We start from the raw sequence: 22,016 nt of genomic DNA on the forward strand, positions 1-22,016 counted from the left end.
AACATTCCTTTCATTGATTTATTCGCTATATTAAATCGTATTAACTTTAGCAATTTTACACTATTTTCGCAAGTGCTACGAATTAGTTTCCCTTGTCATTCCTAGGTTTGGGCTGTTTTAAGAAGTCCTTGCTAAAACTGGTCTTAGCATCCACTTTATTGTTATCTATTTCTATCCCTTTTCGGATAATTTTATCCCCAAACTTTTTAGTTAGCTTTTCCACAGTCGTATCCAATGTCCAATTGCTTAATTGCTTCCTGCTGTTCAACTACTTCATTTGCTGTTACCCCTAATAGCCTAACTGGATTTCCATTCCAATGCTTTGAAAAAAGATCTCGTGCATGGCTATATAGATCTTCAGCCTTATGAATAGGATTTTGAAGGGTTTTACCTCGTGTTACTGTTTTTCGATCCTTATAACGAATCATGATTTGAACTTTTATAGTCAGCAGTTCCTTTTTCTTTAACCGAGCAGAAACTTTTTCACTCAAACGATGAAGGACTTCGAACAATTCCTGCTGGTTTGTTACATCTCTTGGTAATGTGGTTGAATTCCCGACACTTTTAAAATCATATATCGACTCAGGATCTACCACACGTCTGTCAATGCCATTAGCTCTTTCTCTTAATCGAACCCCATTAATTCCAAGCAGCTTTTTAAGCGAAACCTCATGTGCATTGGCCAAATCACCAATTGTTTTAATGTTTATTGATGACAGTTTTTCAGCTGTTTTCTGGCCCACTCCATGCATCTCTCCAACCGGCAGGTGCCAAAGTTTAGCCTGAACTTCACGCTTTCTAAGAATCGTAATTCCCATTGGTTTTTTCATATCTGAAGCCGTTTTCGCTAAAAACTTATTTGGAGCTATACCTATACTGCAAGGCAAATCCATCGTTTCCATAATCCTTTTTTGAATTGTCTGGGCTATTTCAACTGGTGATCTATCTCCGCAATAATCGGTAATATCCAAATACCCTTCATCTATCGAAACTGGTTCTACAAGCGGTGTATACATCCGCAACAAATCAAAAATACCTTGCGAGGCAGCACGGTACCGGTCAAAATTAGGTTCCATCAGGATAAGGCCGGGACAAAGCTTCTGCGCCTGCCAAATAGGCATGGTGGTTTTCACCCCGTGTTTACGCGCTGCATAGCTGCATGTCACGATAATCCCTCTTCTTTCTTTTGCATTCCCGGCAATTGCCAATGGCTTGCCTTTCAATTCAGGATTATGTGCCATTTCAACTGAGGCGTAGAAGCTATTCATATCCACATGTAAAATGACTCTTCCGCCTTTTTTTACTTGACGTTGTTCCATCTCTTTAAACCCTCTTATTCCCTTATATTCACTGTTTATCCGGCACTAAACAATTTTATGTAAAATGGCCACCGGAATAATCCAGTGGCACCTTGAACAAACACTATTATTTAGATGGACTTGCTACTTCTTCAATAATTGCAAGTACCATTTCACCAAGCTTATTAAGCTCAGCAATTGGCATTTTTTCACTTGTAGTATGGATATCCTCATATCCTACCGCAAGATTAACTGTAGGAATGCCGTGTCCAGCAATGACATTTGCATCACTGCCTCCTCCGCTGTGCTGAAGTTTTGGTTCACGGCCGATTTTAACGGCTGCTTTTTTAGCAACTTCCACCACATGATCACCATGATCATATTTAAAACCAGGATACATAACCGTTACCTCTACTTCAGCAGTACCGCCCATTTCTGCAGCTGTTGTTTCAAAGGCATCTTTCATTTTCGCAACCTGAGCTTCCATTTTCTCAGGGATTAGGGAGCGTGCTTCAGCTAGAATTTCTACGTGATCACAAACGATATTTGTTTGAGTACCACCCTCAAAGCGACCGATATTAGCAGTTGTTTCTTCGTCAATTCGTCCAAGCGGCATTTTGGCAATAGCTTTAGCCGCAATCGTAATTGCAGAAACACCTTTTTCCGGCGCAACTCCTGCATGCGCTGTTTTACCTTTAATAACAGCCTGTACTTTAGCTTGTGTCGGTGCTGCAACAATAATGTTACCAACCGCTTCATCACTATCCAATGCAAAACCATATGTAGCTTTAATAAGAGAACGATCCAATACCTTTGCACCAACTAAGCCGGATTCTTCACCAACTGTGATGATGAATTGGATTGTGCCATGCTCAATATTGTTTTCTTTTAATACACGGATAACTTCCAGCATTACGGAAAGACCAGTTTTATCATCTGCCCCAAGAATAGTTGTACCATCAGTTACTACATAACCATCTTTAATGGAAGGTTTGACACCGTTACCAGGAACAACCGTATCCATATGGGATGTAAAATAGATCGTATCAACACCTTCTTTAGTGCCAGGCAGCGTACAAATTAAGTTGCCTGCTCCAAAGCCAGTAAGTTCCTTTGCATTGTCCTCGTAAACGTCTACTCCGAGAAGACTGAATTTATCTTTTAAGATTTTTGCTATTTGTCCTTCATTTTTTGTTTCAGAATCAATTTGTACTAATTCTAAGAATTCTTGTAATAATCTCTCTTCATTAATCAATTGTCTTCCTCCTATCAGGAATAAGTTACTTTATAAGTATACCGATGTTTTTGTCATAAGAAAAGAGCAGGCACTTGACATATGGCAGACAGTTTTTCCCTTTGCAAATAATAATTTTGAGCCATTCTCTTTTTCAGGGAATGAGGTGTACGGTTAGTATCATTTAGGAATTACAAGTCTTTTATTCAGCTGTTTAATAATCAGATACAATTAATCCTTATTAAAAAAATAGATTACAAGAAAAGAGCCCTTTATAGGACTCTTCAATTTAATTAAAGCGGAATATTTCCATGTTTTTTTGACGGCCTTGATTCTTTTTTTGTTCGAAGCATCTCTAAAGCCTGTGCCAATTTAATTCGGGTTTCTCTTGGATCGATAACATCATCGACCATCCCTTGACTTGCCGCTACATATGGATTAGCAAATTTTACACGGTATTCTTCAATTTTTTGTTGGCGTACGGCTTCAGGATCAGGGCTATTGTTAATTTCTTTAGCAAAAATGATATTGGCTGCACCTTGTGGCCCCATCACAGCGATTTCAGCATTCGGCCAAGCATAGACAAGATCAGCCCCAATCGATTTACTGTTTAAGGCTACATATGCTCCCCCATATGCTTTTCTTAAAATCACCGTTAATTTTGGAACGGTTGCTTCCGAATAAGCATACAAAATTTTCGCACCATGCCGAATAATTCCTCCATGCTCCTGTTTAATTCCCGGAAAGAATCCCGTTACATCCTCAAATGTAATAATCGGGATATTAAATGAATCACAGAAACGGATAAATCTTGCCGCCTTATCAGAAGAATTGATATCGAGTCCTCCCGCCATATATTTCGGTTGATTACATACCAAACCGACTGTCTCACCTTTAATTTTCGCTAAACCAATCACTAGGTTTCGAGCAAAACTCTCTTGGATTTCAAAGAAGGAATCCTGATCGACTACTGCTTTTACAACCTTCCTAACATCATAAGGACGGATACCGTCATAAGGTACCAATTCAGCAATATCAGGGCAATAATCATTTTGCTCAGTCCATTCACTTACTGGTGGTTTTTCTTCATTATTTAAAGGCAGATAGGAAAGCAATTTCCTTACCAAACGTAATGTTTCTTCCTCAGTTTTTCCTTCAAAATGTGCATTTCCACTAATAGAATTATGCACTTTCGCTCCGCCTAAATCTTCTGAACTAATTTTTTCCCCAGTCACGGTTTCTATCACTTTTGGACCGGTGATGAACATTTGGCTTGTTTGATCCACCATAAAAACGAAATCCGTAATGGCTGGAGAATATACGGCACCACCTGCACATGGACCCATGATAACTGATATTTGCGGTACAACGCCCGAGTAGATAACATTGCGGTAAAAAACCTGGCCATATCCATCCAGCGAGGTGACACCCTCCTGAATTCTCGCTCCGCCGGAATCATTTAATCCTATTATTGGAGCTCCGTTTTTAGCAGCCAAATCCATAATGGATGATATTTTCTTGGCATGCATCTCACCCAATGCTCCGCCAAATACGGTAAAATCCTGAGAAAAAATATAAACTGGCCTTCCATCAATTTTGCCATAGCCGGTTACAACCCCATCGCCAGGCCCTTTTATTTGATCCAAACCAAAGTCTCTGTTGCGATGTTCAACAAAAGCATTCAGTTCAACAAAGCTATTATCATCCATCAAAATATCGATTCTCTCTCTAGCTGTCAATTTTCCTTTTTCGTGTTGTTTTTCAATCTTATCCCATCCGCCACCAAGCTCGATATCATTTTTTCTATCATACAGTTCGGTTATTCTTTCATACATATCCACTATTTTATTCCTCCCGTTCCGGTTTCTCTAGAACCTCTACTAAAACTCCCTGTACCGACTTAGGATGTATAAAAGCTACTTGTGTATGATGTGCTCCGGGTCTGGGTTCTTCATCAATCAATTGAATGCCATTATCCTTTATTTCTTTAATTCTTTCTTTAATATCACTCACTTCAAGCGCAATATGGTGTATGCCTTCCCCTCTTTTTGCAATAAATTTTGCAACAGCACTTGATTCATTCAAGGGCTCCAATAACTCTATTCGTGTATTACCAGTGGATAAAAAAGCTACCCTAACTCCCTGGCTCTCGACTATTTCTTCCCCTTCATTTACCATACCAAAAATCCCCTCATATAAAGGAAGCGCTTTCGAAATGGAACGAACAGCAATGCCGATATGATCAATTCCCTTTTGCATACAAATCCCCCTTTATTTTCCTATCTTAAATAATAGAGCATTCTTAAAATTCTATAAAGATATTTTGCTCAAATAGTGAATGAATTTTTTTTAGACTTGAGGAGTTTTGCTAAACATAGTAGTATCAAATAGAAGAATGTAAAAGGAGTGTAGCTCTATGTCTAAAAAGCGTACACAGAAGATAATCGTTTATATTATGATTTTTACGATGGTCGCGGTGACCTTATTATCCGGTTTGTCAGCTTTCCTATAAAAAATAAACCTCATCTTTTTCTCTTCACGGAGAGTCAGATGAGGTTTTTTCGTTTATGGCATGAAATAGTCTCGCATAAAAAGAAGCAGGCTCTGAATTATCATAGATGTACACCTTTGTACCAAGCGGAACTAATTCAAACAGTACCTGGACTTCTTGATTTTTCATCCGGATACATCCAGCAGACACCTTTTTTCCAATCGAATCCTCCTGATTCGTTCCATGAATCCCGTAATTTCTACCATTCGTTTTACGTGCATCAAACCCCATCCATCTAGAGCCGAGTGGGTTTCTTTCATCATTACCCGGAATCGACTTTCTGGAGTATTCAGGATCCTCGAATTTTGTAATAATCGTAAACAGACCCTCTGGTGTATCTTCATCATTCTTTCCAGTAGCAATCGAAAATTGATATCTTTCCTGATTATCAACATAAAATACTAGCTGATTGGTTTGTTTATTAATCACGATAAACGGATCCCCGGGAATTGGGTTGGGTCCTAAAGGCCATATTGGAGACATTACTTGCAGTAATAACCAGAGTGACATCCATTTCATAAAAAACACCCATCCTTTTTGTTTAGGATGGGCTCTGAACTGTGTTTTCATTCATTTCTTTTCTTTAGAATTTGGCAGTGGTTTCACTGTACTTTTGATTATTAGATAGTCTTTCAATTCTTTGATCAGCTGGAAAAGTGCGGCCCGTTTCTCAAAATCATCGAAGGATGTTGGAATTTCTTTCTTTTTTACTTCCTTCACTAACTTCTCAAGCATCTCGATGTATTCATTAGCGGTATTATGATGATGAACATTATCACTTAAAAATCCAATGTATTCACCAAGTTCATGACTGACCTCATCACCCGACAAATCCATCTTAGCAGCTAAAGGCAGTATTCTCTTTAAGATACTCAACTGTTTTTCACGGAGTTTAAAATAGTGATAGTACGAGGCATCATCGACTATTTTATGATTTTCTTCCTCCAAAGCTGCATAGTAAACCGCTTTTCGAATTAAATTTTCTGCATCTATAATCTCTTTACCGCTCCAGGCACTGTTCCCTGTCACCAAATAATTACTTAATTCCTTAAAAATAATACTATAGAGCTTTTCAATATCCATTCGGTATTTTTTTAGCTCCCGCTCCATGTTCGGCATATAAAAGTTAACCAGAAAGGCAACTGTAATCCCAATGACAACTAGTAAAAATTCATTAAGTAAGCTTGACAATGTAATCGAATTAGAAGCGTATAAGTGCAAAATAATTACACTGCTTGTCACAATACCGCCAGAAATATTTAATGCAACAGTTGTCGGAATAAAAAACAACAGCATTAATCCAATGACAGGAGGTGTATATCCGAGAAGTTCAAAAAATGCAAAGGAATAAAGCATGGCCAATGAACAGGCAAAGAAACGCTCACCGGCAGCCCTGAACGATCGCTTTTTTGTTCTTTGAATACACAATATAGTAATGATTCCAGCAGAGGCAAAACTCTGAAGCCCAATTATTTGGGCTATGTATATAGCAATTGGAGTCCCTATAGCCGTTTTAACGGTTCGATATCCGATTTTAAACATAGTTTATGTAGTCCCTCTCATGCAATTTAATGCAAAAAAGACGCTCTGAAATCAGACCATCTTTTTACTAATAGCATAAACTTTTTAGAGTACCTTTTGCAAGAAGTCTTTAGCACGTTCAGATTTAGGATTCGAGAAAAACTCTGCCGGAGGGGCATCCTCCACAATCACTCCTCCATCTAAAAATAAAACACGATCGGCTACTTCCTTGGCAAATCCCATTTCATGCGTCACAATCGCCATTGTCATCCCTGAAGTTGCCAGTGATTTCATAACTTCGAGTACTTCTTTCACCATCTCAGGATCAAGCGCTGAAGTAGGTTCATCAAACAGCATAATTTCAGGTTTCATGGCTAATGCTCGCGCTATGGCTACCCTTTGTTTTTGACCGCCGGAGAGGCGTTCAGGATACACATTCGCTTTATCTTCCATTCCTACTTTTGCCAATAGTTCCATTGCTTCCTTTTTGGCTTGCTCTTTCTTGACTTTGCGGACTTTCATTGGTGCGTACATGATGTTTTCCAAAACCGTCTTATGAGGAAACAGATAAAAGTGCTGGAATACCATTCCTACATTCTGACGCATCGCTAACACATCTGTTTTCGGTGCAGTAATCTCCTCACCCTTTATCCAAATCTGTCCGCCAGTTGGTTTTTCCATTAGGTTCATACAACGAAGAAATGTTGATTTACCGGAACCGGATGGTCCAATTACAGCAATCACTTCTCCTTCTTTTATCTCTGTGGAAATCCCCTTTAGAACTTCCAGCTTTCCATAGCTTTTATATAGCTCTTTTACTTTTATCATCAGTGCTGCAACCTCTTTTCAAGCATTTTTCCGATTAGCGTTAAAATCATAACCAATACGTAATAGATTAAACCTGCAAACAGAAGCGGCTCTAAATATTGGAAGGTTTGTCCCCCAACTTGGTATGCGCGTCTCATGATATCCATTACCCCGATAGTTGTAACGATCGCAGATTCCTTTGTAAGCGTGATGAATTCATTCATTAAGGCAGGTAAAATATTTTTATATGCCTGCGGAAGGATGATATTGGCCATCATGCTGCTGTATGGAACACCAAGTGCCATGGCTGCTTCCCTTTGACCCTTATCTACCGCAAGAACTCCCCCACGGATAATTTCGGAAATATATGCAGCCGAGTTTAAAGAAAACGCTAGAACTGCTGCCCAATACCCTTCAATTTGAAAACCAAATAATTGCGGTGAAGCAAAATAAATAATCATTAATTGAAGAACTAATGGAGTACCCCTAAATATAGATGTATAAAAATCTGATAACCAAATGAGCGGCTTAATTGTAGTGATTTTGCATAAAGCTATAATGGTTCCAAGCAAGAAACCAAACAATGCAGCCAATGCTGCTATTTGCAATGTCGTATATACACCTTCCATTATATAGGGCATGGAAGGGATAATATCTGTAAAATCAAGATTCATGTACTTTCTCCTATCACTGTTAATAAAAAGAAAATTTCAGAAAGGGGTTCTCCCTTTCTGAAATTATTATTCAGCGTCTCCGCCAAACCATTTTAGAACTAACTCTTCAAGTTCACCATTTTCTTTCATCTTTTTCAACTCTTCATTAAATTGATCGCGCAATTCACTGCCTTTTTTGAAAGCAATGGCAGATCCAACTTCTTCTGCATCTCCTTCAAGAAGGAATCCTGTTAAATCTTCATTCTTATCAAGATACCCTTGTGCCACTAAATCTTCAATAATAGCCGCATCAAAACGTTCAGATTTTATTTCCTGTACCAATTCAGGAATTTTGTCACGGTTTTCAACTGTCATTTTTGTTATTTTAGCTAATTCCTGAGCTTTTTCTTCTTGAATAGAACCCATTTGTACCCCGACAGTTTTATTTTCCAGATCTTTAACTGATTCGATTTTGTTATCTTTTGAAGTGACAATCATATGGTTCGCTGTGTAATAAATATCAGAGAAATCCACATTCTTTTCACGCTCCTCAGTTGGAGTCATCCCAGCCATAACAAAATCAGCTTGTCCATTTTTCACAGCCGTTACTAAACCGCCAAAATCCATATCGACAACTTCTACTTTATAACCAAGTTTCCCAGCAATCGCTTTTGCCAAATCTACATCAAATCCGATAATTTCATCACTTTTCGCTGTATCAATGTATTCGAATGGTTTATAATCAGCCGATGTAGCCATTTTTAAAACTTTTTCATCTTCAGAACCATTTCCTGACTCGTCAGAACTTCCACAAGCCGTTAATACCGAAACTGCTAATACTGCTGTCAATAAACTAAGCAACCATTTTTTCATTGTCCTTTACCCCCACTATAATGTGTTTTTCATGATGATAGTTTTCATTTCCTTACACAATTAAACTATCAAACTATATTTTAAGATTTAATAAATATTATATATATGCAACAAAATGTATTTTAACACATAAAATCTGTTTTGCAAAATATTTAATTATTATGTATATATAATTAATTTTTCTTGAGTTTTCACGCGTTAAACTAAAAAAGAAGTATCAAAAAATGATACTTCTCCCATAACATTATAATAAAATTATATACAGAATTTTATTATATTTAGACATTTTCATTCTTATCTTTTTTGAGCTTATTTTCCTCTTTTCACCTGAGGTAAGATCGATTAGACTTCTTCACAATATTCATCAAACATTTTTTGCAGATTTTCAATTACTTCTACAGGTTCATGCCCTTCAATCTCATGACGCTCAACCATTTTAATGATTTTTCCATCTTTTAAAAGAGCGAATGATGGAGAGGAAGGCGGATAGCCCGTAAAGTATTCTCTTGCTCTGGCAGTAGCTTCTTTATCCTGACCGGCAAAGACCGTTACCAATTGGTCTGGTCTTTTATCATAATTCACTGCATGATAAGCAGCAGGACGAGCAATACCACCTGCACATCCACAAACAGAGTTAACCATAACAAGCGTTGTTCCCTTTTTGCTTAGAGTCTCATCTACTTCTTCTGCAGTTGTTAATTCTTTGTAACCTGCATTTTGTATTTCCTGACGAGCCTGGCGAACCACGTCGTTCATAAATAAATTAAAATTCATGCTCACTTAAACATCTTCCTTTCTATCGGAGCTACCCTTATAGTATCAGAGCAGCCGTTTTTTATAAAATATTCCAGATGACAGGTTTAGTTTACTTACACAGGGGAATAGTACCTTTAATTAAGATGACCCCCTATACTCCTAAACTTTTGGATAGCCATAAGGCTATCCATCTTTTTTATGTACTACTCTACATTTTACTTATCCTTCGAAAAAAAATACAGATGAAATAATTCAGCAGCTGCTTTTGAAACTATTTTCTCTCCATCTCTGACACTTGCTTCGATAATCGGTAATAGTTCCTTAACAGCTTTATTGGTATAAAAATGGTCAATGATTTGTTGTTCTACTTCACTCTCAAACCATTTTGTGACCTGCTGCTTTCGCCTATTCGAAAATTCACCTGTTTCCTTTGTGAAAACGGAAAATTCTATAATGGCCTCCCAAATTTCATTCAGACCTTTTTTATGCAAGGCTGAACAGGTAAACGTTTTGACAGTCCAATCCTTTGTAGCCGGTATATGATCACGGAGGATTTGACGGTATTCCTCTTTCGCTCGAATTGCTAACTTCTCATTTTCCCCATCAGCTTTATTAACAGCTATTCCATCGACAAGCTCAAGGATGCCTTTTTTCATTCCTTGCAGTTCGTCTCCGGCACCCGTAAGAGTCAGCAGCAGAAAAAAATCTACCATATCCCTGACTTCAGCTTCGCTTTGTCCCACTCCAACCGTTTCCACTAAGATCACTGAATAACCGGCAGCCTCACAAATCATCATGCTTTCTCTTGTTTTACGGTGCACACCGCCTAATTTACCTCCTGATGGGGTCGGGCGGATAAAGGCATTTGGATGTTTCGAAAGTTCTTCCATCCTAGTTTTATCCCCAAGTATACTGCCTCCGCTGATGGAAGAGCTTGGGTCAATGGCAAGTACGGCCACTTTATACCCAAGCTCACATAAAAATAGCCCCAAATTCTCAATAAATGTACTCTTTCCTGCCCCTGGAACCCCACTAATACCGATGCGAATTGAATTCCCTGTAAAGGGGAGGATAGATTGCAAAATCTCTTCAGCCTGCGGACGATAAACGTCCCCTTTGCTTTCAACGAAAGTAATGGCTTTTGATAATGCTTGTAATTGCCCGGCTTTTAAGTTCCGGACAATTTCCTCTGTATCAACGGGCTTCGTATGGACTCTCTTATACTTCTTTCTTGCGTATTGCTGATTATGGTCTGTCATGACTGGACACTTCCTCATACCCTAGCCTTTTATAAATTTCATTTACTATTTTGATAGCCGCTTCCGGTATGACGGTTCCAGGACCAAATATAGCTGAAGCTCCATGCTCGTATAAATAGTCATAGTCCTGCTCCGGTATGACACCTCCTGCAATAATGACGATATCCTCCCGGCCAAGTTTTTTTAGTTCACTGGCCAACTGAGGCAACAATGTTTTATGCCCTCCGGCTAAAGAACTCATCCCTATGACATGCACATCATTTTCAACTGCCTGTTTAGCAGACTCCTCCGGTGTTTGAAATAAAGGACCCATATCGACATCAAATCCTAGATCTGCATAAGCTGAGGCAACTATTTTAGCCCCTCGGTCATGACCGTCCTGACCCATTTTGGCAATTAATATTCGGGGACGGCGACCCTCATTTAGCAAAAATCCCTCTGTTAATTCTCTAACTTCTTTGATTTTATCCAACTCCCGATAATGGGAACCATAGACTCCGCTGATTGTTCGGATAACAGCGCGGTGGCGACCCGAAACCGCTTCTATCGCATCCGAGATTTCACCAAGAGTTGCTCTTGCAATTGCTGCCTCAACAGCCAATTCCAACAAATTTCCTTCGCCAGACTGTGCCGCTTTGGTCAATGCATTCAGTGTTTTTGTAACTTGTTCCTGATTACGCGTATCCTTAATCGTTTCGAGTCGTTTAATCTGCTGTTCGCGGACCTTTGAATTATCAATTTCAAGGATATCAAATTCTTCTTTTTCTTCTGTCCTGTATTGATTGATTCCAATCATGATTTCTTCACCGGAATCAATCTTTGCTTGCCGGCGTGCAGAAGCTTCCTCAATCCTCATCTTTGGAATACCGGATTCAATTGCTTTCGCCATGCCTCCAAGCTGTTCAATCTCTTCCAAATGTGCCCATGCTTTCTCAATTAAACGATTCGTTAAGGACTCGACATAATAGGAACCACCCCATGGATCAATAACATTTGTAATTCCGGTTTCCTCCTGTAAGAATAACTGCGTATTCCTGGCGATACTGGCTGAAAACTCTGTCGGCAGCGCAATCGCTTCATCGAAAGCATTTGTATGTAAGGATTGAGTATGCCCGAGTGCCGCTGCATGTGCCTCTATTAAAGTTCTGGCGATATTATTGAATGGATCTTGTTCAGCAAGGCTCCAACCGGATGTTTGCGAATGTGTTCTAAGTGCCAGCGATTTTTCATTTTTCGGATCAAATTGCTTCATAAGTTTTGACCATAAAAAGCGAGCCGCTCTTAGCTTAGCAACTTCCATAAAATAGTTCATACCGATACCCCAAAAAAACGATAAACGTGGGGCAAACGTATCAATAGGTATGCCCGCTTTCAATCCTGTTTTCACATACTCAATTCCATCAGCCAGTGTATAGGCAAGCTCCAAATCTGCAGGTGCTCCTGCCTCCTGCATATGATAGCCAGAGATTGATATACTATTAAATTTCGGCATATGAGCGGAGGTATACTCAAAGATATCGGCAATAATTTTCATAGACATAGCTGGTGGGTAAATATATGTATTACGTACCATATATTCTTTTAAAATATCATTCTGTATCGTACCGGTAAGCCGTGATGAATCTACGCCCTGTTCTTTTGCTGTAGCAATATAAAATGCCATTATCGGCAATACGGCACCATTCATTGTCATCGACACAGACATTTTCTCTAGTGGTATACCGGAAAATAGTATTTTCATGTCTTCTATCGAATCAATCGCAACTCCCGCTTTCCCAACATCCCCAACCACACGCGGATGATCAGAATCATAGCCTCGATGAGTCGCTAAATCAAATGCAACCGATAACCCTTTTTGTCCCATCTCCAAATTCCGTCTGTAAAAAGCATTCGATTCTTCAGCAGTAGAAAAGCCTGCATATTGGCGAACTGTCCATGGGCGGTTTACATACATCGCTGCATATGGCCCCCGCGTAAAGGGAGCAATCCCCGGGAAGGACGGTACATGCTCCACCAGTTCTAAATCATCCCGATTATATAGAGGCTTTAACGGTATTTGCTCATTTGTTTCAAAGTCAGGAATATCCGAACGTATATCTGCTGAATCTGAAACGAAATCCTCATGGACAGACTGCCAATCTATTTGTGAAAAATCCGGTTTTTTCATGCCTTTACCCCCTGCCTTGATGACAATATGGTTAATAGGTCAATCATATTTGTATGTCGGTCAATTTTCTTCCAATTAAATTCCTTGATAGCCAAATCAAAATTCCCCACTGCATAAATATGCATATTGCTGTCTACTTTTAAATTGGATAATGGCGTATTCAGGTGATTCTCATCACCGCATATCAGGAAATAGATTCCCTGGCAACCTCTTATTATCTCTTCCAGCATTTCTTGATTTACTATTCCGGTTCGCTCTGTATAACTCAGACCCCCTGCCGCCAATACTTCTTTTGAAAGATCAATATATGGCTTAGATTGAGAGACGCTGCCCAGTCCAATCACTATGATTCTTTGCCGTTGCTCCATCTCATTGCCCCAGGTCAAATTCATCGATCTAATAGCTTCAAATTCTGATGCTAAACGGATTGGTTTAAGCGGGAATATTTCTTTTTCACTCTTTTGAATGCTTTGCGTTTCTATTAAATTCTGTGCCAGATCCGGTCGTTCTTCCTTTGGATTTGCATACACATTTGTACCCACCATCTTTTCCTTCCTAATAGCTACCGCTGATAATCTGTTTTTAGCTAGCTCCGTTAACTCTCCTTGTATTTGCCCCTTCTTTAACTCTGAAAGAATACCGCCTTTTTTCTCCAGTTTAATAAACTGATCCCATGCCTGTTGACACAGTTCATCTGTTAAAGCCTCCAAATAGTAAGAACCCCCGCCTGGATCAGCTGTTTTCATTAACATGCTCTCTTCCCTAAGAATATGTGGAATGTTTCTTGCCAGGCGTTTTCCAAGAGAACTCTTTTCTCTTTGCAATTGATCGAATGGGATGACCGTGAGATACTGACAGTTCCCAATTACTGCTGCCAATGCTTCATTTGTTGAACGGAGGAGATTTACATAATGATCAAACCCCGTTTTATTTCTTAATGAGGTCTGTGCATGGATGTCCATTTTAAAGATGTTTTCCTGACCATATGATTTACCAACCGCAAACCAAAGCTTTCGCGCAGCTCGAAGTTTGGCAATTTGCATGAAAAAGGAGGAATCAATCGAGAATGAAAAAATTATTTTTTCTGCCGTTTCTTGTGCTGATAACCCTGCCTGCATGCCTTCAAATACATAATGTGCACCAAGTGATAATGAATACGCAATCTCTTTGACGGCATCTGCACCTGCTTCATGATAAGGCCTACTATTGACCAGAATTGTTTTTATTGTTGGGGAAGATAGATTCCAGTTCTTTATATAGTGAAACCAATCAGATAAGGCATTGTTTTCTTTAGTAGGTATAGACCCTCTTTCAGCCCATTCAGTAATTAAATCTCGTACCACTGCTCCTTGTTGATCAGATAGCCCGTTAACCTCAGCTAACTTTTCCATAATGATTTCCTGCCGGTTACCAGAACCAGCCTGTAGAAATAAAGGATAGTCCTCAATCGGCAAATCATTCAATAGTTTGATAAGTTCTTCACTGCCCATTTTGTTTACATCAAAGGAAATCGTATTTTGCCCATTCTCCAATGCCTCGAGTATAGTTCCCTTAATATTGCTTCCTGTTGCCACTTGGCAAATTTTTAGCGGGTGATGCTGATAGCCATTTTCATAGATTCCTCTTGTATAAGGAGGTTTACCGGGTACGGGTACTTCATCTTTTTCTGAATCCAAATTGTAAAGCGGTTTCAAAATGATTTTTTCAAACGTTTGAGTGTGTAATGTGTCCAGTTCTTTTCCCTTTAAAGATTTTAGAACTGCTTTTTCCCACTCCTCCACTGTTGTCTGTTGAAACCTATCATTCTTCGCATCCTTTATCTTCATAGCTTGCTTTCTACTAAAAGAAAGCTCCCTCCCCTCGCCAATTAACGAAATAGTATGTTAATTAATCTTATCATGCAAACGACCTTTTTCTCCAATAAAAGGAAAAATAGTCCAAATCTTCTTAAATCATTATTCAATCAATTCACCAATACTTCTCCATTAAAGTATTTGACCAGGTGGGTTGAAGAACTCTTTCTTTTGGCAAAAATTCTTTCATTACAGGCTTAATATCTATGATAGGGGTACCATCCAGAGCATCTAGCCCTTTAACAGTTAATACTCTCTGTTCAACTCCCACCAATTCAACGATTGTAACCCCAAGCTTATTCGGCCGATTCTTCCCTCTTTGTGCAAAGATGCCTACCTCGGGAAATTCTTTATTTCTGGGATGTCTTGCTTCATACTGAATATTTCTATCATCTACTTTGTCAAAATAAAAAATAATTTCTAAATGAGAGAATTCGTGTATACCTTTTAAAGACGATTGACTTATATTCTCAGCCAGTTCAATGGACGATACAATAGCACCCCAATCATCATCCACTATTTCTTTCCTGCTATTCTTCACAAATGCTATTGGTTCTATCAAATAGTGCATAGCTACATCCATCCCCTTAATCAGACGGCAGTCACTCTATCATTTCTTCAACTCCGAGAAAAATTCCTTTAAAATAAAATGAAAAGAAAAACGTCGATGAATTCACAGGTGTATACAATGTCCATTCTTCAGAGGAACTTCATTGTTTTCATTTAATCCAGTAAATTATTTCTTGGGAAATGATTCAAGTAGATAAAAGAAGACACACATACTGTGTGCCCTCATGTTTTCTATTAATATAGCGGTGTATTTTCGCTTGTGATATGTTCCAGGATATCTTTCACTCGAGCCAAAAACCTTCCGCATACCAATCCATCAAGAATACGGTGATCTAGTGATAGACATAAATTGACCCGATCCCGGATAGCAATCATATTGCCGTGCATGACAACTGGTTTCTTGACAATTGACTCCACTTGCAAGATAGCTGCCTGTGGATGGTTTATAATTCCCATCGATTGGATGGATCCAAATGAACCAGTATTATTTACCGTAAAGGTACCGCCCTGCATATCCTCGGACTTTAATTTACCGGAACGGACCTTTTCAGCCAATTCATTAATTTCACGTGCAATCCCTTTAATTGTTTTTTCATCTGCAAATTTAATAACCGGAACATACAACGCTTCATCCGTCGACACAGCAATCGAGATGTTAATATCTTTTTTCCTGACAATTTTATCTCCAGCCCACATTGAATTCATTTCTGGAAACTCTTTTAATGCTTGAGCAACCGCTTTAACAAAAAAGGCAAAATAAGTTAGATTATAGCCTTCCTTTTGCCTAAATTCCTTCTTAAGTGAATCACGGTATTGAACGAGATTGGTTACATCCGCTTCCACCATTGTCCATGCATGCGGAATCTCATGTTTAGAACGCACCATATTTTGTGCAATAGCTTTCCTTATACCAGTTACAGGTATTTCTCGATCTCCACTTTCTATCTTCATATCACTGCCTGATGATTTTTGCTTTACACCCAAATTAGGCTCATACATCTGAGTATCCGCTTTCGGTTCAGCATTTTCAATGTTAACTTGGGCCTTAGCAGCAGTGCCGCTCTCCACAGCTTTCAAAATGTCTTTACGAGTAATTCGACCGCCGGCTCCGCTTCCAGCCACGTTTTCGAGGTTAATCCCATGTTCCTGGGATAATTTTAATACGGCCGGAGAATAACGTGCCTTATTAGATTGGTCGGTCTGAATTAGCGATTCACTTTTTTCCTCAGAATGATTCTTTTCTTCCTTTGGTGCCTCTTCAGAACTATCAGGCTCTCCTGCTAGTTGGATACTGCACATGACTTCCCCGACAGGAAGTGTCTCTCCCTCTGCTGCAATCAAATCTTTAATTACTCCAGTAAAGGAAGATGGAACTTCGGCATTCACTTTATCCGTCATTACTTCAGCTATCGGGTCATATTTATTCACTCGGTCACCGGGCTTTACAAGCCAGCTCGAGATCGTCCCTTCTGTTACACTCTCCCCAAGCTGCGGCATTTTCATCTGTTCTATTGGCATTCGCTATTTATCTCCTTTCGCAATCAGTTTAAAATTCTGCTAATTCTCTCATGGCTTTTTCCACTTTTTCCGGGTTGACCATAAAATATTTTTCCATAGTTGGAGCATATGGCATCGCCGGAAGATCAGGACCTGCTAAACGTTTAATTGGTGCATCCAGCTCAAACAAGCAGTTCTCGGCAATGATCGCCGCCACCTCGCTTATTATGCTGCCTTCCTTCGTATCTTCCGTTATCAATAGCACTTTACCAGTTTTGGAGGAAGCCTCGATAATTGCTTCCTTATCGAGGGGATACACTGTCCTTAAATCTAAAACATGCACTGAGATTCCATCCTGAGCTAATTTTTCAGCAGCCTGAAGCGCAAAGTGAACACAAAGTCCATAAGTGATAACCGTAATATCATCTCCATCTCTTTTTACATCCGCTTTGCCTATCGGCAATACATAATCATCATTGGAGACTTCCCCTTTGATCAGACGGTACGCACGTTTATGCTCAAAGAAAAGTACAGGATCTTCATCACGTATTGCTGCTTTTAAAAGCCCTTTTGCGTCGTATGGTGTAGATGGCATAACAATTTTTAAACCAGGCTGGTTGGCAAAAATGGCCTCTACTGATTGTGAATGATATAAGGCACCGTGTACCCCACCACCGTAAGGAGCACGTATGACCATCGGACAATGCCAATCATTATTGGACCGATAGCGGATTTTGGCAGCCTCAGAAATGATTTGGTTTATTGCCGGCATAATAAAATCCGCAAATTGTATTTCTGCAATCGGTCGCATTCCATACATTGCAGCTCCGATTCCTACCCCCGCAATAGCAGATTCAGCCAAAGGCGTATCAATTACTCGATCTTCACCAAATTGCTCGTACAGCCCGTTTGTAGCCTTAAACACTCCTCCTTTTCTGCCAACATCTTCACCAAGGATAAAAACTTTTTCATCTCGTTCCATTTCTTCTTTCATCGCCATGGTTATTGCATCAATATATGAAATGACAGGCATGGTTTACTCTCCTTCCGTCTCAGCATATACAAACTTCAAAGCATCTTCTGCTTTTGCATACGGAGCATTTTCAGCGTAATCTGTTGCTTCATTTACGATTTTCATGACCCTTTTATTGATTTCTGTTTCTTTCTCTTCATCCAGAAGGTCAATTTCCTTTAAATACGCCCCAAATGTGAGAATCGGATCCTCCGTTTTTGCCTTTTCCACTTCATCTCGAGCACGGTAGCTTCGATCATCATCATCACTTGAGTGCGGAGTAAGCCGGTAGGATACAGTTTCAACCAAAGAAGGGCCTTCCCCGCGTCGGGCACGGTCAGCAGCCTCTTTAACAGCTTTATACACTTCGAGCGGATCATTGCCATCTACTGTGACACCAGGCATCCCATATCCAATAGCTCGGTCTGACACTTTTTCACAGGCTAATTGTTTTTCAATTGGTACCGAAATTGCATATTTATTATTTTCAACCATAAAAATAACAGGGAGTTTATGTACACCAGCAAAATTGGCACCTTCATGAAAATCTCCCTGATTTGATGAACCTTCACCAAAAGTTACAAATGTAACCAAATCTTTCTTTTCCATTTTTCCAGCCAATGCGATTCCGACTGCATGGGGAACTTGAGTGGTAACCGGCGATGAACCTGTTACAATTCGATTTTTCTTCTGACCAAAATGACCTGGCATCTGCCTGCCGCCGGAGTTTGGATCTTCCTGCTTTGCAAATCCTGAGAGCATCAACTCAGTTGGTGTCATACCAAATGTTAGAACTACCCCCATATCGCGATAGTAAGGCAGTACATAATCCTTTTCCCTATCAAGGGCAAAAGCTGCTCCAACCTGAGCTGCCTCCTGACCCTGACACGAAATCACAAACGGAATTTTCCCAGAGCGATTTAACAGCCACATTCTTTCATCTATACGCCTTGCCATCAGCATTGTTTCATACATTTCCAATACCATTTCGTCCGTTAATCCCAGGACTTCATGCCTGTTTTTTGTCATTTAGTAAACCTCCTCTAAAGCCTTGCTCAAATTTTTACGAATGAATCGCTTTTCCATCAACAGCCAGAGCTGCTTCTCCAATCACTTCAGACAATGAAGGATGCGGATGAATAGTATGAGCAACCTCCCAAGCTGAAGCATTTAATACAAGGGCCAAGCCTGCCTCAGAAATCATATCTGTTACATGCGGGCCAATCATATGTACACCTAATAAATCATCCGTTTCTTCATCAGAAATCATTTTCACAAAACCGTCTGACTCTCCGAAGACCAATGCCTTTCCAATTGCTTTGAACGGGAATTTTCCGACCTTGACCTTATGACCGCGCTGAATAGCTTCATCTTCTGTGATTCCTACACTTGCTGCCTCAGGACTACTATATATGCATCTGGAAATAAAATCGTATTGGATAGGATGTGGACTTTGGTTAGCTATATGCTCCACTGCAGTGATTCCTTCATGGCTTGCGACATGAGCCAGTTGCATGCCTCCAATCACATCACCAATGGCATAGATATGCGATTCCTTTGTTTGATAAAACTCATTAACAGCTATTACGCCGTTATCAATTTGTATATCGGTGTTTTGAAGACCAATCCCTTCAACATTTGCCTGGCGACCAACCGATACAAGAATTTTTTCAGCCTTATATTCCTTCTTTTCTCCGTTTAATTCTGCGGATATGGATACGCCCTGTCCTGTTTGCAGCGTTTCTGGCATTACTTTTGCTTTAGTAACGATCCTAATACCTTTTTTCTTTAAGATCCTTTGCATCTCTTTCGAAATATCTCGGTCTTCTGTTGGTATAAGACGATCTGCGTATTCCAGTATAGTTACCTCCACTCCAAAATCAGCCATCATCGATGCCCATTCTACTCCAATAACTCCTCCTCCGATAACAAGCAAGGAAGATGGCAGTTCGGATAGCTGTAAAGCTTCATCTGATGTTATTACGGATTCACCGTCAATTTTTAAACCCGGCAAGGATTTTGGTCTTGAACCCGTTGCAATAATGACATTTTTCGGAATTAACATCTCATTTTCCGTTCCATTATTCATCTCAACTGAAATGGTCCCTGGCATTGGCGAAAATATGGATGGTCCAAGAATGCGTCCATACCCTTCATATAAATCGATTTTTCCTTGTTTGATTAGATGTTGCACACCTTTATGGAGCTGTTCAACGATTCTTTCTTTTCTTTCCTGTGCCTTTAGAAAATTTAGACGAGGTTCGGATACTTCCACGCCAAACTCTCCTGCATGTTTGATAGTTTGGTAGACCTCTGCACTGCGTAAAAGTGCTTTTGACGGTATGCATCCAGCATGGAGACAGGTTCCGCCTAGCTTGCCCTTTTCAACAATAGCTGTTTTCAAACCTAACTGGGAGCCTCTTATGGCTGCTACATAGCCGCCTGTGCCGCCGCCCAAAATGACCAAATCATAATCAGTTGCCATTTAAAATCCACATCCTAACATCTATATTCAGTACTTAATATTTAAGAGATACACACTTTCTCATATAACTCCATCCTTATTCTACTGGTCTTACCACATGGTCAGAGATTATTAAGTTAAACCCCTTTCGCAAACCAGAAATGAGCCTGATTAGAGAACAAGAGTCCGCAAGTTTACACGTATACGGACTCTTCATTCCCAGGTGACTCTAACGGCGACGATTTAGTATATGGCGGCCGTTTAATAAAAACTGGCTTCTGGATTGTTTTAATTTTTCAATTCTCTCCTCAGCCATTCGGTCCGCTGCAACATAGGTCGGAATTCCGTCTCTTTTAGCAATCTCTATGACTCTTTCAATATTGCTATATATACCCTCTACTTTTTTCAATGCCCGATCCTTGTTATAGCCATATAACTCATCTGCGACATTAATAACCCCACCGGCATTAATCACATAATCAGGTGCGTAAACGATACCCATTTCATGAATGGCATCTCCATGACGAGTTTCCTTTAATTGATTATTAGCTGCACCCGCAATTACTCTTGCTTTGATTCGCGTAATAGTTTCATCATTTATAGTTGCACCGAGCGCACAAGGTGCATAGATATCACAATCGACACTATATATATCTTCAGGATCCACTGCTTTTGCTCCAAAATCCTCCACAGCACGATTCACTGATTCTTTATTAATATCTGTCACTATTAATTGTGCACCCTCTTCATGTAGATGCTTACAAAGATTATAGGCCACGTTTCCTACTCCCTGGATAGCAATTACTTTTCCTTCCAGCGAATCTGTGCCAAATGCTTCTTTTGCTGCTGCTTTCATTCCTCTGTACACGCCATAAGCAGTGACAGGGGATGGATTTCCTGATGAACCAAAAGCAGGTGAAATACCCGTTACATAGTCCGTTTCCTCATGAATTATATCCATATCAGCCACTGTTGTTCCAACATCCTCAGCCGTAATATATCTTCCATTCAACCCTTGAATATAACGCCCAAATGCACGGAACATTTCTTCATTTTTATCTTTACGCGGGTCACCGATAATAACGGTTTTACCTCCGCCAAGATTCAGGCCGGCAGCTGCATTTTTATACGTCATTCCCTTCGCTAATCGAAGAGCGTCCTCTATTGCAGCATCCTCTGTATCATATGTCCACATTCTTGTGCCGCCAAGCGCAGGTCCGAGGGTTGTATCATGTATGGCAATAATAGCTTTTAAACCAGATTGTTTATCCTGTACAAACAGCAATTGTTCATAATCATATTGCTCCATATATTTAAAAATTTCCATTTTTCATTTCCCCTCTCTATCTTCGGTCTAACCTTTACTTTTTACTGACCTTTCACACTTTAAGATTTAAAATGAAGTTATTTGGCTTTTTAGGTCCTTTTAGGGTGTAATTCTAAATCGTGCTTGAACTTGCCTCCTCTGCAGACTTGTTATGAACAGCATAGCTGCTGTAAA

Annotated in this window: 19 protein-coding genes and 1 pseudogene; 1 reads left to right on the forward strand and 19 read right to left on the reverse strand. The window is 39.7% G+C overall.

The window, feature by feature from the left end; translation table 11 throughout:
* Positions 1-82 precede the first annotated feature (82 nt).
* The 4 genes and pseudogenes from FHY45_RS15835 to mce form a co-directional block, all read right to left on the reverse strand.
* Positions 83-1,319 (reverse strand): annotated as a pseudogene (locus FHY45_RS15835) (DNA polymerase IV).
* A gap of 106 nt (positions 1,320-1,425) precedes the next feature.
* Positions 1,426-2,553 carry a M20/M25/M40 family metallo-hydrolase gene (locus FHY45_RS15840; RefSeq protein WP_139892460.1) on the reverse strand — a complete coding sequence of 376 codons (1,128 nt, stop codon included), beginning with the start codon at positions 2,551-2,553 and terminating at the stop codon, positions 1,426-1,428.
* Between the two features lie 272 nt (positions 2,554-2,825).
* Positions 2,826-4,367: an acyl-CoA carboxylase subunit beta gene (locus FHY45_RS15845; RefSeq protein ID WP_373925498.1), complete on the reverse strand. Its 1,542-nt coding sequence runs from the start codon at positions 4,365-4,367 to the stop codon at positions 2,826-2,828.
* A 10-nt stretch (positions 4,368-4,377) separates the two neighbouring features.
* Positions 4,378-4,791 (reverse strand): methylmalonyl-CoA epimerase, encoded by a 414-nt coding sequence (gene mce, locus FHY45_RS15850; RefSeq protein WP_066104864.1) that lies wholly within the window; start codon positions 4,789-4,791, stop codon positions 4,378-4,380.
* Positions 4,792-4,948: 157 nt separating this feature from the next.
* On the opposite strand from mce, the gene prli42 reads away from it, so the two are divergent.
* Entirely contained in the window at positions 4,949-5,044 is a 96-nt protein-coding gene (gene prli42, locus FHY45_RS15855) for a stressosome-associated protein Prli42 (RefSeq protein ID WP_139063836.1), read from the forward strand.
* 24 nt (positions 5,045-5,068) lie between these two features.
* Here prli42 and FHY45_RS15860 read toward each other — a convergent pair whose 3' ends face one another.
* From FHY45_RS15860 to bcd, 15 genes are all read right to left on the reverse strand, one after another.
* Complete coding sequence (locus FHY45_RS15860) at positions 5,069-5,602, reverse strand: L,D-transpeptidase (RefSeq protein ID WP_066105640.1); 534 nt, start codon at positions 5,600-5,602, stop codon at positions 5,069-5,071.
* 51 nt (positions 5,603-5,653) lie between these two features.
* The gene (locus FHY45_RS15865; protein ID WP_139892462.1) at positions 5,654-6,625 is read right to left on the reverse strand and encodes an aromatic acid exporter family protein; all 972 of its coding nucleotides are present in this window, start codon (positions 6,623-6,625) and stop codon (positions 5,654-5,656) included.
* An 84-nt stretch (positions 6,626-6,709) separates the two neighbouring features.
* The gene (locus FHY45_RS15870) at positions 6,710-7,432 is read right to left on the reverse strand and encodes an amino acid ABC transporter ATP-binding protein (RefSeq protein ID WP_066104869.1); all 723 of its coding nucleotides are present in this window, start codon (positions 7,430-7,432) and stop codon (positions 6,710-6,712) included.
* Positions 7,432-8,085 (reverse strand): amino acid ABC transporter permease, encoded by a 654-nt coding sequence (locus FHY45_RS15875; protein ID WP_139892463.1) that lies wholly within the window; start codon positions 8,083-8,085, stop codon positions 7,432-7,434. Before FHY45_RS15875 ends, FHY45_RS15870 begins: the two co-directional genes overlap by 1 nt.
* A gap of 66 nt (positions 8,086-8,151) precedes the next feature.
* Positions 8,152-8,937 carry a transporter substrate-binding domain-containing protein gene (locus FHY45_RS15880; RefSeq protein ID WP_139892466.1) on the reverse strand — a complete coding sequence of 262 codons (786 nt, stop codon included), beginning with the start codon at positions 8,935-8,937 and terminating at the stop codon, positions 8,152-8,154.
* A gap of 342 nt (positions 8,938-9,279) precedes the next feature.
* The gene (locus FHY45_RS15885; RefSeq protein WP_139892467.1) at positions 9,280-9,717 is read right to left on the reverse strand and encodes a BrxA/BrxB family bacilliredoxin; all 438 of its coding nucleotides are present in this window, start codon (positions 9,715-9,717) and stop codon (positions 9,280-9,282) included.
* A gap of 191 nt (positions 9,718-9,908) precedes the next feature.
* Positions 9,909-10,952 carry a methylmalonyl Co-A mutase-associated GTPase MeaB gene (gene meaB, locus FHY45_RS15890; protein ID WP_257469154.1) on the reverse strand — a complete coding sequence of 348 codons (1,044 nt, stop codon included), beginning with the start codon at positions 10,950-10,952 and terminating at the stop codon, positions 9,909-9,911.
* A complete protein-coding gene (gene scpA, locus FHY45_RS15895) occupies positions 10,939-13,119 on the reverse strand; it encodes a methylmalonyl-CoA mutase (RefSeq protein ID WP_139892470.1) in 2,181 nt (726 codons plus the stop codon). The genes meaB and scpA overlap by 14 nt, the downstream gene beginning before the upstream one ends.
* Entirely contained in the window at positions 13,116-14,945 is a 1,830-nt protein-coding gene (locus FHY45_RS15900) for a methylmalonyl-CoA mutase family protein (protein ID WP_139892473.1), read from the reverse strand. Before FHY45_RS15900 ends, scpA begins: the two co-directional genes overlap by 4 nt.
* A gap of 142 nt (positions 14,946-15,087) precedes the next feature.
* Positions 15,088-15,543, reverse strand: coding sequence for an SAM-dependent methyltransferase (locus FHY45_RS15905; RefSeq protein ID WP_139892475.1), 456 nt, complete (start codon positions 15,541-15,543; stop codon positions 15,088-15,090).
* A 233-nt stretch (positions 15,544-15,776) separates the two neighbouring features.
* Positions 15,777-17,060, reverse strand: a complete 1,284-nt coding sequence (locus tag FHY45_RS15910; RefSeq protein WP_066104895.1) for a dihydrolipoamide acetyltransferase family protein — start codon at positions 17,058-17,060, stop codon at positions 15,777-15,779.
* A 28-nt stretch (positions 17,061-17,088) separates the two neighbouring features.
* A complete protein-coding gene (locus FHY45_RS15915; RefSeq protein WP_066104899.1) occupies positions 17,089-18,072 on the reverse strand; it encodes an alpha-ketoacid dehydrogenase subunit beta in 984 nt (327 codons plus the stop codon).
* Positions 18,073-18,075: 3 nt separating this feature from the next.
* The gene (locus FHY45_RS15920) at positions 18,076-19,080 is read right to left on the reverse strand and encodes a thiamine pyrophosphate-dependent dehydrogenase E1 component subunit alpha (RefSeq protein WP_139892477.1); all 1,005 of its coding nucleotides are present in this window, start codon (positions 19,078-19,080) and stop codon (positions 18,076-18,078) included.
* A 34-nt stretch (positions 19,081-19,114) separates the two neighbouring features.
* Positions 19,115-20,536: a dihydrolipoyl dehydrogenase gene (gene lpdA / locus FHY45_RS15925; RefSeq protein ID WP_139892479.1), complete on the reverse strand. Its 1,422-nt coding sequence runs from the start codon at positions 20,534-20,536 to the stop codon at positions 19,115-19,117.
* Positions 20,537-20,744: 208 nt separating this feature from the next.
* Positions 20,745-21,842, reverse strand: coding sequence for a branched-chain amino acid dehydrogenase (bcd, locus tag FHY45_RS15930; protein WP_066104907.1), 1,098 nt, complete (start codon positions 21,840-21,842; stop codon positions 20,745-20,747).
* Positions 21,843-22,016 lie beyond the last annotated feature (174 nt).

Source organism: Bacillus sp. D386 (genome assembly GCF_006346415.1).

What these genes read in the sequence shown, in the direction of transcription:
- FHY45_RS15845 (WP_373925498.1), bottom strand. Translation starts at nt 4,367, where the DNA reads ATGTATGAAAGAATAACCGAACTGTATGATAGAAAAAATGATATCGAG.
- mce (WP_066104864.1), bottom strand. Translation starts at nt 4,791, where the DNA reads ATGCAAAAGGGAATTGATCATATCGGCATTGCTGTTCGTTCCATTTCG.
- prli42 (WP_139063836.1), top strand. Translation starts at nt 4,949, where the DNA reads ATGTCTAAAAAGCGTACACAGAAGATAATCGTTTATATTATGATTTTT.
- FHY45_RS15860 (WP_066105640.1), bottom strand. Translation starts at nt 5,602, where the DNA reads ATGAAATGGATGTCACTCTGGTTATTACTGCAAGTAATGTCTCCAATA.
- FHY45_RS15865 (WP_139892462.1), bottom strand. Translation starts at nt 6,625, where the DNA reads ATGTTTAAAATCGGATATCGAACCGTTAAAACGGCTATAGGGACTCCA.
- FHY45_RS15870 (WP_066104869.1), bottom strand. Translation starts at nt 7,432, where the DNA reads ATGATAAAAGTAAAAGAGCTATATAAAAGCTATGGAAAGCTGGAAGTT.
- FHY45_RS15875 (WP_139892463.1), bottom strand. Translation starts at nt 8,085, where the DNA reads ATGAATCTTGATTTTACAGATATTATCCCTTCCATGCCCTATATAATG.
- FHY45_RS15880 (WP_139892466.1), bottom strand. Translation starts at nt 8,937, where the DNA reads ATGAAAAAATGGTTGCTTAGTTTATTGACAGCAGTATTAGCAGTTTCG.
- meaB (WP_257469154.1), bottom strand. Translation starts at nt 10,952, where the DNA reads ATGACAGACCATAATCAGCAATACGCAAGAAAGAAGTATAAGAGAGTC.
- scpA (WP_139892470.1), bottom strand. Translation starts at nt 13,119, where the DNA reads ATGAAAAAACCGGATTTTTCACAAATAGATTGGCAGTCTGTCCATGAG.
- FHY45_RS15900 (WP_139892473.1), bottom strand. Translation starts at nt 14,945, where the DNA reads ATGAAGATAAAGGATGCGAAGAATGATAGGTTTCAACAGACAACAGTG.
- FHY45_RS15905 (WP_139892475.1), bottom strand. Translation starts at nt 15,543, where the DNA reads ATGCACTATTTGATAGAACCAATAGCATTTGTGAAGAATAGCAGGAAA.
- FHY45_RS15910 (WP_066104895.1), bottom strand. Translation starts at nt 17,060, where the DNA reads ATGCCAATAGAACAGATGAAAATGCCGCAGCTTGGGGAGAGTGTAACA.
- FHY45_RS15915 (WP_066104899.1), bottom strand. Translation starts at nt 18,072, where the DNA reads ATGCCTGTCATTTCATATATTGATGCAATAACCATGGCGATGAAAGAA.
- FHY45_RS15920 (WP_139892477.1), bottom strand. Translation starts at nt 19,080, where the DNA reads ATGACAAAAAACAGGCATGAAGTCCTGGGATTAACGGACGAAATGGTA.
- lpdA (WP_139892479.1), bottom strand. Translation starts at nt 20,536, where the DNA reads ATGGCAACTGATTATGATTTGGTCATTTTGGGCGGCGGCACAGGCGGC.
- bcd (WP_066104907.1), bottom strand. Translation starts at nt 21,842, where the DNA reads ATGGAAATTTTTAAATATATGGAGCAATATGATTATGAACAATTGCTG.